Consider the following 17,372-nt stretch of genomic DNA (forward strand, 5'->3'; position numbering starts at 1 on the left):
TATCTCAAAATGATCGAAGCCGCTAAGTGAACGCTGAAGGCGGGGGCACTTTTATGGAATATACACATGAATATTTAAAAAACACTCTTTATACAGCTATTCTTTGCGACGTGATGGACCAGTTGGGCTACAAACACCAGGCGCTGGGGGATCAGTTCCGCCCTCTGGATCCGGACGTGGTCCTTTTTGGCCGCGCTTTCACCAGTATCGGGACGCAGGTCTATTCCATGCCGGAAAATCCGCTCACCGCCCAGTGCAAAGTCATCGACCAAATCTCGGAGGGCGAGGTTTACGTGCTCGTTACGCGGGGTGAATACGATTGCGCTCTCATGGGCGAGCTGCTGGCGACGGCCATACAGGTGAAAAAAGGCGCAGGCGCGCTGATAGACGGTCGATCCCGCGACCTGCGCAAAATGAAGGAAATGGGTTTCCCTCTGTATTACAAGGGAAGTTTGCCCCTCTCCTCCAAAGGGCGCTGTGAGGTCAGCGAGTGCAAAATTCCGATCAAAATAGACGGCGTTCTGATCAACCCCGGCGACTACATTTTCGCCGATCTCGACGGCGTGGCCATCATCCCTCAGGATATAGCGGAAGAGGTATTCACGAAGGCGCTGGAAATTGTTAAAAAAGAGGATACCGTCAGAGAAAATTTGCTGAAAGGTGCCACTCTTGCGGATACTTACGCAAAAATAGGCGCGATGTAATATTTATGTAATATTTCAAATTAGAGCAGGCAGAATTAATAAAATATACGGCCCGACTGACCTTCGGATTCAACGCAACCCTGTGGAACAGCCTCTTTTTCGAAGCCGCTCCGCAGGGTTGTCCTGTTCATGTTTGCTCTAAAATCCCTGTCGCTCGTTCAGATAGCGATCACAGGAGAGAGCGGCGTTGCGACCTTCTCTCAGAGCCCAAACCACCAGACTGGGGCCACGACGCATGTCTCCGGCGGCAAAAACCGTCAGCAGGCTGCTTTTGTAGTCGTTATCTCCCGCCCGAACACAGCCCCGCCCGTCGACCTCCAGCTGAAGCTGGTCGATGAGAGTGCGCTCAGGGCCGGTGAAGCCCATGGCGGTCACCACCAGATCGGCCTCCAGTTCGAACTCCGTTCCGGGAATGGGTCGGGGAACCCTGCGTCCGCCTTCAGTGCCCCATTCGACCTCCACGGCGGTCACGGAGGACACCCTTCCTCCCTCGCCATGTATTTCCCGAAGGGTGGTGGAAAAGCGTCTCGGATCCGCCCCGAACAGCTCCCGGGCCTCGCAGTGTCCGTAATCGGTGCGGAAAACCCGAGGCCAGAGGGGCCAGGGGTTCTCCGGAGCGCGACATTCCGGAAGAGGCGGCATAATTTCGAGTTGCACCACACTTTCAGCTCCCTGACGGATGGCGGTGCCGACGCAGTCCGTGCCGGTGTCGCCTCCGCCCACCACCACCACTTTCCGACCCCGGGCGTCCAGAGACGAGGGTTCCGCCCCTCTCAGGCTCAGGCCCGGCAGAACGGCGTTGTTGGGGTCCAGAAGGCGCTTCGTGGACGCCGTCAGATAGGGTATCGCCGTGTAAACGCCCTTCAGGTCGCAGCCGGGGACGTCGAGTTTTCGCTCGTTTGTCGCGCCGCAGCAGAGGACCACCGCGTCGAACTCGGTCATCAGCCGTATAACCGGAACGTCCAGCCCCACCTCCGCGTTCAGGACGAAGGTCACGTTTTCCTCGGCCATGATCTGAATCCGCTGATCGACGAGAGATTTTTCGAGCTTCATGTTGGGAATGCCATAGGTCAGAAGTCCGCCGGGGCGGTTGGCCCTCTCGAAGATCGTGACCTGATGGCCCAGCCGGTTCAAAACGTCAGCGCAGGCCAGCCCCGAAGGCCCGGACCCCACCACCGCCACTCGCCGTCCCGTGCGGCTCCGCGGCGGGCGGGGACGGAGTTTCCCGCCGTCCAGCATGGTGTCCACCACGTACCGTTCGATGTCCCGAATCGTCACGGCGGGTTCATGTTCTCCCAGCGTGCAGGAGCCCTCGCAAAGGGCGGGACAGACCCTGGACGTGAACTCCGGAAAGGGATGCATCATCGTCATGCGCGCGTAGGCGGCTTCCACGTCCCCTCGGTAAACGAGGTCGTTGATCTCCGGGACGAGATTCCCCAGAGGACAACCAATCGAAGACCCCTCCACCAGAATTCCCGCGTGGCAGAAGGGCACTCCGCAGTCCATGCAACGGGCGCTTTGCCTTGTAATCGTCTCCCGGTCCGGCGGCAGAACCAGATCGAAATAGTCGCCGATCCGCTCTTTGACCGGTCGATGCGCAGATTCGACTCTTTCGTATTCCATAAATCCTGTGGGTTTTCCCATTTGTTTACACCTCTTCCCCTTCTGCCGCCGGGGTCAGTCCCGGGTCATCTCCGAGACGGGCGCGGCCGTTTCCAGTACGTTTCCGCTTTCCGCGACGACCTCCGCTCCGGCTTCGGCGTCCACGTCGGGAACCGCGTTTCTGGCGCCTTCCATCGCCGCCAGGGCTTTGCGGTAGGCGTAGGGGATGACCTTGACGAACTCGCCGCGATACCGGTCCATGTCCTCCAGAATCGTTCGGGCCTTGGGACTGCCGGTAAAGGTCAGGTGGCGTTCGAGAATCTTTTTTAGAAGCTCCGCGTCCTCATCGCTGAGGTTCGTCAGGCTGACGAGACCCAGGTTGGCCCGGTGCTTCAGCTGGTCTTTGGGGTCCCAGACGCAGGCCACGCCCCCGGACATGCCCGCGGCGAAGTTCCTGCCCGTGGGCCCGAGGACGACGACGAACCCGCCGGTCATATACTCGCAGCCGTGGTCTCCAATTCCCTCCACAACGGCGGTGGCTCCGCTGTTCCTGACACAGAACCGCTCCCCGGCCACGCCTCGAATCCAAGCTTCTCCGGAAGTCGCGCCGTACAGGGCGACGTTGCCGATGATGACGTTTTCTTCCTTCTCCGCGTAACCGGGCGAAGCGTCGTCGTTGGCCCCTTCCGGCGGCATGACAATAATCCGCCCTCCCGACAGGCCCTTTCCCACGTGGTCATTGGCCTCGCCGTGAAGCTCCAGAGTCACCCCCGGCGCGAGGAAGGCCCCAAAGCTCTGCCCCGCCGAGCCGTCAAAGGTCAGGTGCACCGTATCCTCCGGCAGCCCGTCGATTCCAAAAGCCCGGGTGATGTCGCCGGAAAGCATGCTGCCAATGGTCCGGTTCGTGTTGTCGATGTGGAGGTGAGAGGTGATTTTCTCCGGACTTCCCGCGTTTCGGGTGAGGGCCGGGAAACACAGAGGCAGGAGCGTGTTTTTGTCCAGAGACCTCTGGAGCATGTGTTCCTGCGGAAAGTGGAAGTAACGCTCTTCCCGGCTCTCGATGGACGAGGGCTGGAAAAGAAGTCCGGACAGGTCGATGGTTCTGGCCTTTTCGGTGTAGATTTTGTGTTTGACCCGCAGCAGTTCCGCGTGGCCGATCAGGTCGTTGAAGTTGCGCACGCCAAGGAGCGCCATCCACTCGCGAACCTCCTGCGCCAGAAATTTCATAAAATTCTCCACGTGCTCGGGCTTACCCTGAAATTTCCTCCGAAGCTCCGGATTCTGGGTGGCGATGCCCACGGGGCAGGTGTCCAGATTGCAGACCCGCATCATGTTGCACCCCAGGACGACCAGAACGGAGGTGGCGAACCCGAACTCCTCCGCCCCCAGCAGAGCCGCGATGACGATGTCCCGTCCCGTGAGCAGTTTCCCGTCCACCTCCAGGGTGACTCTGTTGCGGAAATTGTTCAGCAGCAGGGTCTGATGGGCCTCGGCAAGCCCCAGCTCCCAGGGGAGTCCGGTATGACGAATGCTGCTTCGGGGGGCGGCGCCGGTTCCGCCGTCGTAGCCGCTGATCAGGATGACGTCGGCCAGCCCCTTGGCGACTCCCACCGCGATGGTGCCTATTCCCGCCTCGGAAACGAGCTTGACGTTGATTCGGGCGTGCCGGTTGGCGTTCTTCAGATCGTGAATCAGCTGCGCCAGATCCTCGATGGAATAGATGTCGTGGTGAGGCGGAGGGGAGATCAGGTCCACCCCCGGCGTGGAGTTCCGCGCTCTGGCGATCCAGGGATACACCTTGCTGCCCGGCAGATGACCGCCCTCGCCCGGCTTGGCCCCCTGAGCCATTTTGATCTGAATCTCCACGGCGTTGGTGAGGTAGGCGATGCTGACGCCGAAGCGGGCCGAGGCCACCTGCTTGATGGCGCTGGACGCGTCGTCGCCGTTTTCACGCTTTTCCCATCGTTCCGGAATTTCTCCACCCTCGCCCGTGTTGCTCTTCCCCCGCAGCCGGTTCATGGCGATGGCGATGCACTCGTGGGCCTCCGGGCTGATGGAGCCGTAGGACATGGCCCCCGTTTTGAACCGTTTGACGATGCTCTCCACCGGCTCCACCGACTCCAGCGGGATCGGCTTGCTTCGGGTCACCATGTTCAGCAGACTGCGAATATTTTTCATGACGTCCGAACGGCTGGCGACGTTGGCGGTAAATTTTTTGAACATTTCATAGTTGCCAGTCCGGCAGGATTCCCGAAGGTAATAAATGTTTTCGGGGTTGAAAAGGTGGTATTCCGCCGAGTTCAGGGAGTTGTCTCCCAACAGGGAAACCCCTCGAAAGGCCGGAATTTCGAGGCTGCGGGTGGTGTCACTGCGCCATTTCAGATCGCCGCCCGGACAGAGCGTTTTCTGTCCCGGGGCAAAGGCCTCCCCGTGCCTGGCTCTGGCCTCGGCCTCGATTTCCTTCAGGGTGACGCCTCCGATACGGGTGACCGTCCCGGTGAAATACTCGTTCACCACCTCCTCGCTGACCCCGAGGGCCTCGAAAATCTGCGCTCCGTGGTAACTGCGGACGGTGGAAATGCCCATCTTCGACGCCGTTTTGACGATACCCTTCGTGAGGGCGTCCCGATAGTTCCGAAGCGCCATTTCCGGGTCCGCGCTCATGTCCTCCACCACCCGGTATGCCAGCCAGGGGTTCACCGCGTCCACGCCGTATCCGACCAACGCCGCAAAATGGTGCGTTTCTCTGGGTTCTCCGGACTCCAGAACGATGCTCACGGAGGGTCGGGTTTTGTTGCGTATCAGATGATGATGCAGACCAGCTCCGGCCAGCAGCGAGGGAATGGGAATTCTGTTTTCATCCGCCCCCTGGTCGGAGAGGATCAGGATGTTGTAGCCGCTCTCCACCGCGATGTCGGCGGCGAAGAAAAGATCGTCCAGCGCCTTTTTAAGACCGCCCTGCGCCCGGGCGCTGAAGAGCATGGGCAGAGTCACGCTTCGGAAGCCCTTTTCGTCGATATTGCGAAGCTTCAGGAGCTCGTCGTCGGAAAGGATCGGCGTTGCGGCGCGGATCATGCGGCAGTTTTCCGGCCCGGGGTCCAGCAGGTTTCCCTCGCTGCCGAACTGCACGCCGGAGGATGTGACGTTGGCCTCTCGGAGCGCGTCCAGCGGGGGATTCGTGACCTGCGCGAACATCTGCTTGAAATAGTTGTAAAGGAGCTGAGGCCGCTCGGAGAGGATGGCCAGAGGCGCGTCGACCCCCATGGCCGAGATGGGTTCCTCGCCTTTTTCGCTCATGGGCCTCAGTGTGAGGTTCAGGTCCTCCCAGGTGTAGCCGAAAATTTTTTCCGACTCGACCAGATCGAAGGGGAGCGGCTCCGCGTTTTCCGTGTGGACAAACAGGGACTCCAGGCCCACGAACTGCTTCAGCAGGGCCTTCTCCCCGGGGATGGGAGAGTTGGCGGAGCGCTTGCTCTGGATGACGTCCCGCCACCGCTGACCGGCGCCCGACGCCAGGGGAAGATTTTCCAGTTCCAGAACGTTGTCCTCCACCCATTTTCTGTAGGGCCGCTCGGTCGCCACCCGGGACTTGATTTCGTCGTCTTCGATGATGCGGCCTTCCTCCGTGTCGATCAGAAGCATTTTCCCCGGACAGAGGCGGTTCTTTTTCAGAATGTCCTCCTCCGGAATCGGAAGGACCCCCACCTCGCTGGAAAGGATCAGCATGTCGTTTTTGGTGACATAATACCGGGAAGGGCGCAGTCCGTTCCGGTCCAGGCGCGCGCCGGCCACGACCCCGTCGGTGAATGCAATGGCCGCCGGGCCGTCCCAGGGCTCCATGAGGCAGCTGCAATACTCGTAAAAAGCCTTCCTGTCGGCGTCCATAAAGTCGTCCTTCTCCCAGGGCTCCGGAATCGCCATCATCAGAGCGTGAGGCAGGCTGTAGCCGGCGTTTTTCATGAACTGGAGAAAGTCGTCCAGCATGGCGGAGTCGCTGCCGTCCTCGTTGATAATGGGCAGAATTTTTTCGTAGTCCTCCCCGTATTTTTCCGACTTCATCAGAGACTCCCGGGCCTTCACCCAGTTGACGTTGCCCCGAATGGTGTTGATCTCTCCGTTGTGGATGAGATACCGGATGGGATGGGCTCTTTCCCAGCTTGGAAAGGTGTTGGTGGAGTAACGGGAGTGAACCAGCGCTATGGCGGACTCCACGTCCTCGTCACGAAGGTCCGTGTAAAAGAGGCTGATCTGATCGGGCACCAGCATTCCCTTATAAACGACGGTGCGCGAGGAGATGCTGGAGAGGTAGAAATAAGGATCCGAACTGATATATTTTACATTTCGTATCTGAGCGAGGGCCAGTTTCGAAATGACGTACAGTTTGCGCTCGAAATCGTCCCGGCTCATGGACTCCGGCCTGCGAATAAACGCCTGAATGATGGCGGGACAGATGTCCCGGGCCAGCTGTCCCACGGCTTCCGGATAGGTGGGAACCGGACGAAGGCCGATCATCTCCAGCCCCTCCGAGCGCACGATTGTCTCGAATATGGCAAGGGTTCTGTCCCGGCGGCCCTGGTCCGGAGAGGCGAACATCATCGCCACGCCGTACCCGCCTTCTTCTGGAAGCTCCAGCCCCTGACTGGCGCAGACGCGCCGGAGAAAACGGTGGGGAATCTGCATGAGGAGCCCCGCGCCGTCGCCCACGGCAGGATCCGCCCCCGCGCCGGCTCTGTGGGTGAGGTTAATCAGGACCTTCAGGGCGTCCCGAACCAGCGCGTGGGATTTTTTGCCTTTAATGTTCACCAGCATCCCAATCCCGCAGGCGTCACGCTCGAACCTCGGGTCGTAAAGCCCCTGAGCGGGCGGCAGACCAGTTGCCGGATGTCTCGGCGATCCATAGTTTTTTTCTTCTGAATTTTGCGTTAATTTTTGCTTCATTTCCGCCAATCTCCTTCCCATCAATCCTTTTTCGCCTTTTTCGTTTTCTTTTTTTCGTTTTAAATAACGAAATTGAAAAATATAAAATTTATACAGGGGAAAAGTCGGGTGCGTTTTCCCCACGGACGTGATGAATTATCTTTCCTTAGTTATCTTTCCTTCTTCCGGGGCAATTAACTTGCGGCGAGAAGAATAATTCGCAGGAGTTTAGCACAAGAATCTTTTCAGGGCAAGCCCTTTCGTCTCTTTCAGATCATATTGCTTATGTGTTAAGAATTATGTGCTAAAAATATAAAAAAATTTATTTTATACAATTCTAAATAATTTTTAAGCATATATTTTTAAAAAATACTTGACAAATATAAAAATGAATATACAATCCCGATATTCAATTCGAATGGGGGGAAACAAAATGTATTCGGCTGTCGATACGATCTGGGTGCTTTTGGCGGCGATCCTGGTATTTTTTATGCAGGCGGGGTTTGCCATGGTGGAGACGGGGTTCACCCGGGCCAAAAACGCGGGCAACATCATCATGAAGAACCTGTTGGATTTCTGCCTGGGGTCGGTGGTTTTCTGGGCGCTGGGCTTCGGGCTGATGTTCGGAAAGGACCTGGGAGGGATCATCGGCAGTCCTGATTTCTTTGTACAGGGCAACTACAGCTCCACCTTCCATACCTATGTTTTTCTGATGTTTCAAACGGTTTTCTGCGCCACGGCGGCGACCATCGTATCCGGTGCCATGGCGGAGCGGACGAAATTCGTCTCCTACTGCACCTACAGCGCAGTGATCAGCGCCGTGATCTATCCCATCTCCGGACACTGGATCTGGGGGGGCGGCTGGCTGATGCAGCTTGGATTCCACGACTTCGCGGGGTCCACCGCCGTACATATGGTGGGAGGGCTGGCCGCAATGGTGGGGGCCTGTCTTTTGGGCGCGCGAATCGGAAAATACAACTCCGAGGGCAAGGTTCAGGCCATTCCAGGTCACAGCCTGACTTTAGGGGCGCTGGGCGTTTTCATTCTCTGGTTCGCCTGGTTCGGTTTCAACGGCGGCTCCACCGTTTCGGCCACCGGTGACGACGCCCTGGTCTCCATGGGCAGCATCATCTTCAACACCAACCTGGCCGCGGCCGTGGCCACCGTCGTCACCATGGGAATCACCTGGATTCGCTTCGGGAAACCCGACGTCTCCATGACCCTGAACGGCTCTCTGGGAGGTCTGGTGGCCATTACGGCTGGCTGCGACGCGGTGAACGCCTTCGGCGCGTTCTGGATCGGTCTGATTGCCGCTTTTGTCCTCGTGTACGGAATCGAGTTCATCGACCAGAAGCTCCGGGTGGACGACCCGGTGGGGGCTATCGGCGTTCACGGCCTCTGCGGAGCCGCCGGAACGATTCTGACCGGCATCTTTGCCACCGACGGCGGCCTGTTTTACGGAGGCGGCGTTCACATGACGCTGATTCAGATTCTGGGCGTCGTTGCCACCGCTGTCTGGACCTGCGGGAGTATGCTGGTGGTCTTTTTGACCATCAGAGCCGTGATGGGGCTTCGGGTGACGCGAGAAGAAGAGCTGGAGGGGCTCGATCTCTGCGAACACGGCCTGACCAGCAGTTACGCCGATTTCATGCCCTTCACGGCCGAAGCCTTCCATGTTCTGAACGCCGGAAACGGAAAGGCCGAAAAGGCCGCCCCTGCCGTGGCCGCACCCGTCGCGCGCAAGCCCGCTTCGGAAGGGAATCACCCGAAGATGAGCAAGGTGGAAATTTACGCGAACCCGACGAAGCTGGAGGCCCTGAAGGAGGCTCTGAACGGGATCGGCATCACGGGCCTGACGGTGAATCCGGTCAGCGGCTGCGGCGCTCAGAAGGGAAAAACCGAGTTCTATCGGGGCGCCAGGGTAGAAATGACGCTTCTGCCAAAGGTTCGAGTGGAAACGGTGGTCTGCAAGGTTCCGGTTCAGACCGTCATAAACGCAGCGAAATCCGTGCTTTACACCGGATCGGTTGGAGACGGGAAAATCTTCGTCTACGACGTGGAAAACGTAATCCGGATCAGCACCGGCGAGGAGGGCTACGACGCTTTACAGTACGACTACGACCGAGCTCAGGAACAAAACTCATAATCCCCTTCTCGTCTCGAAAGACGCGGCGGTCGTCTGAACCTGAACGATCGCCGCGTCTTTTGTTTTTCCCGCAACAATTTCATTATTCGACAAAGCAATCAGGCAGCTTGTATTGGATATGACTTCAGGCACTCGCTATATCCTCCCGCAATGCCTCCGCGTTTTGGGAGAACAAAGAAACGCCATAATGCCCCAGCAATTCGGCAAAAGCACGTTTTGACAAACCGGCGGCATCCGCCGCCTGTCCCAGAGAAAGCCGTTCGGTTTCGTACAGCTTTGCCCCCAGCGCGACTTTCAAATCCAATTCGCTTACGCCGGACATATCGGGCAACTGTATGTTCAACAGGACGTTTATCATCGCGATCCCCCCGTTTCATAAGGTCATTATAAACCTTTGGATCGTTCCGCGTAGCTCCTTATTTCATTTTTTTCTTTCATAATTTACCCTTATAAAATTAATGACTCTACCGTCACAAACGCAAATCCGCAACAAATTATTCAAAAAAATAATTCAAAAAAACGTTTGACAAAATAAAACGCTTATGGTAAAAATTTCACAATACAGACCATATTTTTATATTTTAATAATAAATTCTGCTAGATGGAATTTTTTCTTTTAACTTCTTTTAAAAGCATTTTCCAGCGATCGAACTGTCCACTACCTGGGACGCGGAAGAGGATGTTGCATTTTGAGAGGAGGAACTCCACAGATTATGAAAAAACTGCTTTCTGAACAGATCGTCGATTACCTCGAAAGACGGGGCGTAGAGCATGTATTCGGGCTGACCGGACACACGGTGATCGCGATGCTCGTTGCGCTGGGTAAAAGCAAAAAGATCCGGTATATTTCGGTCCGTCACGAGGAAATTGCGGCTTTCGCGGCGGATGGATACGCTCGCGTAAAAAAGAAGGCCGGAGTTGTCATCACCCATCTGGGTCCCGGCATCCTCAACGCCGTCACCGGCGTGGCCAATGCCGCGTTTGACAGCATTCCCATGGTGGTTCTGTCCGGAGATGTTCCCAGTTATTACTACGGCCGCCATCCGCACCAGGAGGTCAACATGCATTGCGACGGGGCCCAGTACGACGTATATAAACCCTTCGTCAAGCGCGCCTGGCGTTTGGACGATCCGGAATCTCTTCCCGCCATTCTGGACAAGGCCTTTCGTATGGCCGAAAGCGGCAGGCCAGGACCTGTACTCATCTCGATTCCGATGGATATGTTTTCACGGGCAATCGACACCGACCTGTTTGAGCGGACTTATATGGACAGCCCCCGTACAATCCGGCCCGCCCTCGACCCGGAAACCGCGAAAGTCATCGCCGAAAGGCTGATCGCCGCGGAACGCCCCGTCCTCCACGCCGGCGGCGGTATTCTTCTCGCGGAGGCCTCCGAAGAACTGAGAGAACTGGCTGAATTCCTCGACATTCCCGTTTCCCGCACGCTCATGGGGCATGGCTGCCTGTCCGACGCGCATCCGCTCATGCTGGGACAGACGGGGTTCTGGGGATTCGAACTGACCCACAGAATGACCACCGGCGCGGACGTCATTCTCGCGCTGGGAACCCGTTTCGCCGAGGCTGACAGCTCAAGCTGGTACCCGGGCGTCACCTTTGACCAGACGAAAACCCGATTCCTCCAGATCGACATCGACCCCACGGAAATCGGACGGAACTATCCCGTCGAAATCGGAGCCGTCGCCGACCTCAGGTCAGCGCTTCGACAAATTCTCACAGAAGCGAAACGCCTCCTGCCCGAGGGCAGAAAAAAGCCGGAACTTCGAAAAGAAATCGCCGATTTCAAGGCAAAATTCCGGGTGGAAAACAAAGCGATATGCGAAGACGGACGTTTTCCCATGACACCGCAGCGCATTCTGCACGATGTAAAGGCCATTCTGCCGGAAAACGGAATGATCGTCACCGACGTGGGCTGGAACAAAAACGGCATGGCCCAGCAGTACGACATTACCGTTCCGGGGACCATTCACCACAGCTCCGGCCTTGCCACGATGGGGTTCGGCGCGGCCGCACTCCTGGGCGTTAAACTGGCCGCCCCCGACAGAAAAGTCATCACCCTCGTTGGCGACGGCGGTTTTGGAACAAACCCGTCCGTCATCGCCACGGCTGTGGAGCAAAATATCCCTGTGGTATGGGTGGTCATGAACAACAGCGCCTTTGGAACCATTGCAGGGCTGATGAATTCCAGCTACGGCACAAAGTTCAGCACCGTATTCACAACGCCCGACGGAAAATCCTACTCTCCCGACTGGGCCGCCGTGGCGCGCGGATATGGCATAAAAGCCCTGCGTATCGAAACCGCGGACGCCTTCGCCCCTGCATTTAAAGCCGCGCTGGACAGCGACGAACCCTGGCTGCTGGACGTCCCCATGGAGAACATCGCCGTTCCCACCCCCGGATGCTGGAACATCAACGACATTTACAACCCCAGCGACCTGGTGAGCGAAGGCAAACTCATCAAAAAAGAAAACGGCAGATATATCGCCCCCGGACACGGACAGTCCCACCGGGCGTGAGCGCAGGATGCCGGAGAAGCACGGAGAAAGGAGACAAAAAGCATGACACGCAGATATTCTCTTGCGCAGCTCACGGTTTTACAGTGGTCCCCTCCCGAGATGATTTACAACGCCCGCCTGATCGGCTACGACGCGGTCGGTATCCGTCCGATCAGCCAAGGCGTCAAAGGGGAATACGATTTCGACCTGGCGAAAAACCCGGAACTTTTCAAACTGACAGAACAGGCCCTGAAGGAAACGGGCATGAAGATTAACGACATTGAGCTGGCCAGAATCGCCGAGGGCATCGACGTCGGGCGCTACGAAAGCGCTTTCGAAGCGGCGGCCAGGCTCGGCGTCAAAGACGTTATCAGCAGCATTTGGACCGACAAAAAAGATTTTTATCTGGAGCAATTCGGAAAACTCTGTGACCTGGCGGGACAGTACGGCATTTTTGTCAATCTGGAGTTCGTCACCTGGGCCGCCGTCAGCACGCTGAAGGGCGTCCGCGACGTTTTGAGCGCCGTAAAAAAGCCCAACGCGGCGATTTTCGTGGACACTCTTCATTTTTACCGTTCCCGCGTTTCTTTGTCGGAGCTGGAAAACTGCCCGAAAAACCTTTTCCGCTTCATGCACATCTGCGACGGCCCCAAAGAAATACCGGATCCATCGAGCCCCGGATATAAAGATGAACTGATCCGCGTTGGACGCGACGCCCGCGACTACGTCGGCGAAGGAGCCATCGACATCGCCGGAATTGTGAAGAAACTTCCCGAAAATGTTCTTTTTTCCATCGAATTACCTCATCTTGAAAAAGTTTCGAAATTGGGCGCCGTCGAACATGCGCGACGCTGCCTTGTCACGGCAAAGGCTTACATGAAAAAGCACGGAATCGAATAAGCGGTTGGAAGGAGCGAGATGAAATGGCAAAGGAAATAATACCTGAAGATTTGAAAATGCTTGAAGAGCTTGTGGAACGCGCACGAAAGGCACAGGCGATTATCGAAAATTACACTCAGGAAAGGGTGGACCGCATGTGCCAGGCGGTGGCCTGGGCAGCGGGAAATCCTCGGGATTTCGAGCGGGTCTGCCACATGGGAGTCGATGAAAGCGGTTCCGGCGACCGCGCCGGGCGCTACGGCAAGCGACACAAGATTCTGGGAGTGCTGCGCGACGCTCTGCGTCAGAAAAGCGTGGGAATTGTGGAGATCAACCCCGAAAAAGGGCTCGTTCGTTACGCGAAACCGGCGGGGCTCATCGTTTCGTTGATTCCCATGACCAACCCCGAACTCACGCCCATCGTCACCGCGATTTATACGCTGAAGGCCCGCGACGTCGCCATTTTCTCCCCTCATCCCCGCACGAAGAAAACGACCTTCGAGGTTGTTCGCCTGATGCGGGAGGCGCTGAAGGCCATCGGTGAGCCCGAGGATTTTCTGCAGTGCATCACGGACCCCAACATGGCGGTGGTGAACCAGATCATGAAAATGGGAGACCTCATTATGGCCACGGGCGGCCCTGCCATGACGAAGGCCGCGCACAGTTCCGGAAAACCCGCCTATTGTTCCGGAGCCGGCAACGCCACCATGATCTTCGACGAAACCACCGACGTGGAGATCGCGGCGCGGAACACGCGGATCAGCAAAACCTCCGACTTCGGCTCCGGTTGCTCCGCCGACGGCAACCTCGTCATTTACGGCGGACTCTACGACAAAATGGTGGCGGCCCTTAAAAATGAGGGCGGATATCTGGCGACACCCGAAGAACGGTCGAAGCTGGAAAAGGTCATGTGGGACGAAGAAGGTCACCGCCGTGTGGAGACGGTAGCCGTTTCCCCGCAGAAACTCGCTCAGGCTGCCGGATTTACGATTCCGGATGACCGAAAATTCGTCATGGTGGAAGGGACCGGAATCGGTAAAGAATACAAATTCAGCGGAGAAAAACTGACCACCCTGCTGGCTTTGTATCGTTACGAAGGAGAATTCGAAAACGCTCTGAAAATGATGGACGAAATTTACAAAGTCGGCGGGCGTGGGCACTCCTGCGGGATTTACAGCCACGACGACGCTCATATTAACCGTCTGGCTCTGCGCGCCCCCGTCACCCGCATCATGGTGCGTCAGCCTCAGTCCAAGGCCAACGCCGGCAGCGCGGAGAACGGAATGCCCATGACCTCCAGCATGGGGTGCGGCATCTGGGGCGGCAATCAGGTTTCGGACAACATCGGGCTGAAATATTACATGCAGAGCACCTTCGTGGCCCACCCGATTCTGAGGGACCAGCCGGAAGAATCCACTCTGTTCGGCGAATTCTACGACGCGTCGATCACCCGCTCGTGAAAGACGACATACAGCCGGAGGCAGAACGATGAGACCGCTGCCGAAAAAACCCGTCAGGGCGCGCGGGAGCTTGGGACTGCATTGAAGAACGACTAAAAAGCAAGTTTTTTCAGCCTTTATTGAAAAATTACTGTGGCTTAATCTAAAATGTTAGGCTTTAACGTTATTTTTTGGCCTGCGCTTATGTAATTCGCTATCTTCAGAAGACATTGGCCGAATTTCACGCCCGTGTCCGAACAGAAACGGAGGCTTCACAGTGAAACTTCTCAAATGGTTGGACAACTACTTTGAAGAAATAATTTTAGTTGTTTTGCTCGTCATCATAAACTTCGTCATGTTAGCCCAAATTATCGCGCGGTACTTTTTGAACGATTCCATGTCATGGCCTGAAGAATTTTGTCGATACTGCTACGTATGGACGGTGTTTCTCTCTATAAGCTATACGATTCAAAAGGGAAGTATGCTGCGCGTCGGCGTCGTGATGGATTTGTTCCCGGCAAAAATCCAGAACACGGTAAAAATTTTGTGCAATTTCATCGTTCTGGCCTTGTTCTGCGTTTTGTTCACTCACTCGGTTACCATCGTTGGACGCATCAAAAACGTGACCCGCGAAATATCGTCCGCTATGCGCATTCCCATGTGGACGATTTATATGTCCACCATGATCGGATTTGGACTCTCGGTTTTACGGACAGTTCAAGCTCTTGTCGAAAATTTCCGTCATTTCAACGACAAGGCGGAAACCACCATTGAGGCGACGCTGAAGGAAGCGCAGGCCGAAACAATGCTGGCATCTCAGGACGACATGGCCTTTCGGCAAAACATCACGGGCGGAGGTGCGGCGTAATGGTTGGTCTGATTTTTATCGTTCTGGGCATCGCGATGATCTTCGGGATGCCTATCGTGATGGGCATCGTGCTGAGCGCCATGACGCCCATGATCATGGGCAGCAACGCGGGCGGTTCGATCAATCAAATGATCACCAACAGCTTCTCCGGCGCGGACACGACGCCTATCATCGCGGTGCCTCTCTTCATCCTGGCGGGAGTCATTATGGCCGAGGGAGGAATTTCCCGCAGGCTGTTCAGCATCTTCGCGTATTTTGTCGGGCGGTTGACCGGCGGGCTGCCCTGCGCGGACATTCTCACCTGTCTTTTTTATGGAGCGATTTCAGGCTCAGGCCCCGCCACGACGGCGGCCGTCGGCGCGATGGCGATACCGTTTCTCACGGAACTTGGGTATAACAAGATTTTTTCCGCGAGCATGGTGGCGACTGCTGGCGGGTTGGGCGTGATCATTCCGCCGTCGATCCCCTTCGTGCTCTATTCGCTGGCTACGGGGGTATCGACAAGCGCTCTCTTCATCGGCGGCGTGCTGCCGGGCATTTTTATAGGCATTTGCCTCATGGTGTACGCAGTCTATTATTGCCGCAGGCACGGGGAAGACAGGCAAAAGATCGACGCCAGGCTCGCGGAGATGCGGGCGTTGGGTTTGTGGCGCATCCTGTGGAGCAGCCTTCCGGCACTCATGTCGCCGGTCATCGTTCTGGGAGGCATCTATGGAGGTATCGTCACTCCCACGGAGGCCGCCTGCATATCGGTGTTCTATTCTTTGGTGGTGTCCGTGTTTTTCTATCGCTCAATGGCGGTAAAATCCATCATTCCCTGCCTTCGGAACGCCGTTAAGACCTATACGCCGTTGTGTTTCCTTCTGGCCTTCGCCATCGCCTTCGGACGGGTTCTGACTCTGCTCAAAGCCCCGGCAGTCATTTCCAGATTTGTGCTGGAGAACTTCAGTTCCGCAGCGGCGGTGATCGGCATCATCGTGGTGGTGTTCTTCCTCATGGGCATGGTGATGGACACGGGGCCCGCCATCGTCATTCTGGCGCCGATTCTCCTGCCGATCGTCACCGCCCTGCATATCCATCCTGTGCACTTCGGCGTCATCATGGTGTGCTGCCTTTCGATCGGACTGGTGACTCCCCCCTTCGGGCTTGATCTCTTTGTCGCCAGCACGTTGTGCGACACACCGCCCATGGTCGTGGCCAAAAAGGCGATTCCCTTCATTCTGGCTTTCACCGTCGCCCTGGTTTTCATCACTTACGTTCCCTGGCTGAGCCTGGCACTTTTGTAGGCAACGTTGTTTTATGAAGGAGGGATTGTCCAAGCGGGGGTATTTCTTTGTTGTAACGCTTCAATATGGGTTTGCAGTGTGCAGGGCAGTTTGAAGGATGGAACCAGAATATTTTTGAATATTTCCATTTGTACGTAAGCTAATTCGCAGTCAAAACAATAAGGAGGGTTTTAAGGTGATGAGGAAATCAGCATTGCTGGTTCTACTGTTGTTGTTTACTCTTATTCCGTGTTCCGTATCAGTCGCTGCCGGTCCTTACGACTCGCTCGCCCCCGTGACGCTGCGTTACGGCAACGGAGCCGCGCTGGGAGCCGCGGGCGACGTGTGGGGAGAGGCGTTTTGCAGGTACGTGGCGGAAATCACCGGCGGTAAGCTTACCGTCGACTATTTCCCCAACAGTCAGCTCGGCGTCGACAATGAAATGCAGACGCAGATGCTGAACGGAGACATCGACATTGTGTCGTGTCAGCCCGGACAGACGACGACGTTTGTTCCCTCTGTCGCTTTCTATGACCTGCCTTTGCTCTTTGCGAAGTATGACGCCGCGGCCATCGACAAAGCGCTCAACCACTCGGATTTCACCGGGCTGATCAACGAAAAATACGCGGCGTCCGGGATGATCTGCCTTGGTGTGCTGCAGGGGGCTACCTATCGCGTCATGACGTCCAACGTCAAAATCGAAAAGCTCGCGGATTTCAAAGGAATCAAAATTCGCACCCAGAACTCCCCTTATCACCTGGCGTTCTGGAAGGCTCTTGGCGCCAACCCCACGCCCCTGCCCTTCACCGAACTGTACATGAGCCTGCAGCAGGGCGTCGTTGATGCGCAGGAAAACGCCAACGACACCAACCTCAGCTCCAATTTCCAGGAAGTGCAGAAGTTCCTGGTCAACATCCGTCAGTTGCTTTACGTCAACCAGTTCCTGATGAACAAGGCGAAGTTCGACTCTCTGGACCCCGCTTATCAAACCGCCATCCGGGAAGCCCTCGCCAAAGCCACGGGCGAAATCGCGGCCAAA

General features: G+C 56.5%; 12 protein-coding genes and 1 pseudogene. 9 read left to right on the forward strand and 4 right to left on the reverse strand.

Translation table 11 applies throughout. The features are described 5' to 3' along the window. Positions 1-53: 53 nt before the first annotated feature. Positions 54-704, forward strand: coding sequence for an RraA family protein (locus LBR61_09015; protein ID MDR1732214.1), 651 nt, complete (start codon positions 54-56; stop codon positions 702-704). A gap of 138 nt (positions 705-842) precedes the next feature. Here LBR61_09015 and LBR61_09020 read toward each other — a convergent pair whose 3' ends face one another. Both LBR61_09020 and gltB read right to left on the reverse strand, forming a co-directional pair. Further along, positions 843-2,348, reverse strand: a complete 1,506-nt coding sequence (locus LBR61_09020) for a glutamate synthase subunit beta (GenBank protein ID MDR1732215.1) — start codon at positions 2,346-2,348, stop codon at positions 843-845. Positions 2,349-2,381: 33 nt separating this feature from the next. Further along, positions 2,382-7,244: a glutamate synthase large subunit gene (gene gltB, locus LBR61_09025; GenBank protein ID MDR1732216.1), complete on the reverse strand. Its 4,863-nt coding sequence runs from the start codon at positions 7,242-7,244 to the stop codon at positions 2,382-2,384. Between the two features lie 412 nt (positions 7,245-7,656). Between gltB and LBR61_09030 the strand changes: the two are divergent. Next, positions 7,657-8,853, forward strand: a pseudogene (locus LBR61_09030) (ammonium transporter). Between the two features lie 141 nt (positions 8,854-8,994). Continuing rightward, complete coding sequence (locus LBR61_09035) at positions 8,995-9,369, forward strand: P-II family nitrogen regulator (protein ID MDR1732217.1); 375 nt, start codon at positions 8,995-8,997, stop codon at positions 9,367-9,369. Here LBR61_09035 and LBR61_09040 read toward each other — a convergent pair. Further along, entirely contained in the window at positions 9,364-9,501 is a 138-nt protein-coding gene (locus tag LBR61_09040) for a hypothetical protein (GenBank protein ID MDR1732218.1), read from the reverse strand. The genes LBR61_09035 and LBR61_09040 overlap by 6 nt on opposite strands. Then, positions 9,494-9,727, reverse strand: a complete 234-nt coding sequence (locus LBR61_09045; protein ID MDR1732219.1) for a UPF0175 family protein — start codon at positions 9,725-9,727, stop codon at positions 9,494-9,496. Before LBR61_09045 ends, LBR61_09040 begins: the two co-directional genes overlap by 8 nt. Positions 9,728-10,082: 355 nt before the next feature. Between LBR61_09045 and LBR61_09050 the strand changes: the two genes are divergently transcribed. The 6 genes from LBR61_09050 to LBR61_09075 all read left to right on the forward strand — a co-directional run. Beyond that, positions 10,083-11,903, forward strand: a complete 1,821-nt coding sequence (locus tag LBR61_09050; protein MDR1732220.1) for a thiamine pyrophosphate-binding protein — start codon at positions 10,083-10,085, stop codon at positions 11,901-11,903. A 42-nt stretch (positions 11,904-11,945) separates the two neighbouring features. Beyond that, positions 11,946-12,782: a sugar phosphate isomerase/epimerase gene (locus LBR61_09055; GenBank protein ID MDR1732221.1), complete on the forward strand. Its 837-nt coding sequence runs from the start codon at positions 11,946-11,948 to the stop codon at positions 12,780-12,782. Positions 12,783-12,805: 23 nt separating this feature from the next. Next, positions 12,806-14,221 (forward strand): aldehyde dehydrogenase family protein, encoded by a 1,416-nt coding sequence (locus LBR61_09060; GenBank protein ID MDR1732222.1) that lies wholly within the window; start codon positions 12,806-12,808, stop codon positions 14,219-14,221. 256 nt (positions 14,222-14,477) lie between these two features. Next, entirely contained in the window at positions 14,478-15,068 is a 591-nt protein-coding gene (locus tag LBR61_09065) for a TRAP transporter small permease (GenBank protein MDR1732223.1), read from the forward strand. Next, positions 15,068-16,354 carry a TRAP transporter large permease gene (locus tag LBR61_09070; GenBank protein ID MDR1732224.1) on the forward strand — a complete coding sequence of 429 codons (1,287 nt, stop codon included), beginning with the start codon at positions 15,068-15,070 and terminating at the stop codon, positions 16,352-16,354. Before LBR61_09065 ends, LBR61_09070 begins: the two co-directional genes overlap by 1 nt. Before the next feature lie 178 nt (positions 16,355-16,532). Then, the coding region (locus LBR61_09075; protein MDR1732225.1) for a TRAP transporter substrate-binding protein at positions 16,533-17,372 on the forward strand (840 nt) is incomplete at its 3' end.

The organism is Synergistaceae bacterium, assembly GCA_031272035.1.
Taxonomy (GTDB): Bacteria; Synergistota; Synergistia; order Synergistales; family Aminobacteriaceae; genus JAISSA01.

Bases quoted from the DNA above. Each gene is read 5' to 3' on its own strand.
- LBR61_09020 (MDR1732215.1), bottom strand. From the start codon at position 2,348: ATGGGAAAACCCACAGGATTTATGGAATACGAAAGAGTCGAATCTGCG.
- LBR61_09015 (MDR1732214.1), top strand. From the start codon at position 54: ATGGAATATACACATGAATATTTAAAAAACACTCTTTATACAGCTATT.
- LBR61_09060 (MDR1732222.1), top strand. From the start codon at position 12,806: ATGGCAAAGGAAATAATACCTGAAGATTTGAAAATGCTTGAAGAGCTT.
- LBR61_09045 (MDR1732219.1), bottom strand. From the start codon at position 9,727: ATGATAAACGTCCTGTTGAACATACAGTTGCCCGATATGTCCGGCGTA.
- gltB (MDR1732216.1), bottom strand. From the start codon at position 7,244: ATGAAGCAAAAATTAACGCAAAATTCAGAAGAAAAAAACTATGGATCG.
- LBR61_09070 (MDR1732224.1), top strand. From the start codon at position 15,068: ATGGTTGGTCTGATTTTTATCGTTCTGGGCATCGCGATGATCTTCGGG.
- LBR61_09050 (MDR1732220.1), top strand. From the start codon at position 10,083: ATGAAAAAACTGCTTTCTGAACAGATCGTCGATTACCTCGAAAGACGG.
- LBR61_09035 (MDR1732217.1), top strand. From the start codon at position 8,995: ATGAGCAAGGTGGAAATTTACGCGAACCCGACGAAGCTGGAGGCCCTG.
- LBR61_09055 (MDR1732221.1), top strand. From the start codon at position 11,946: ATGACACGCAGATATTCTCTTGCGCAGCTCACGGTTTTACAGTGGTCC.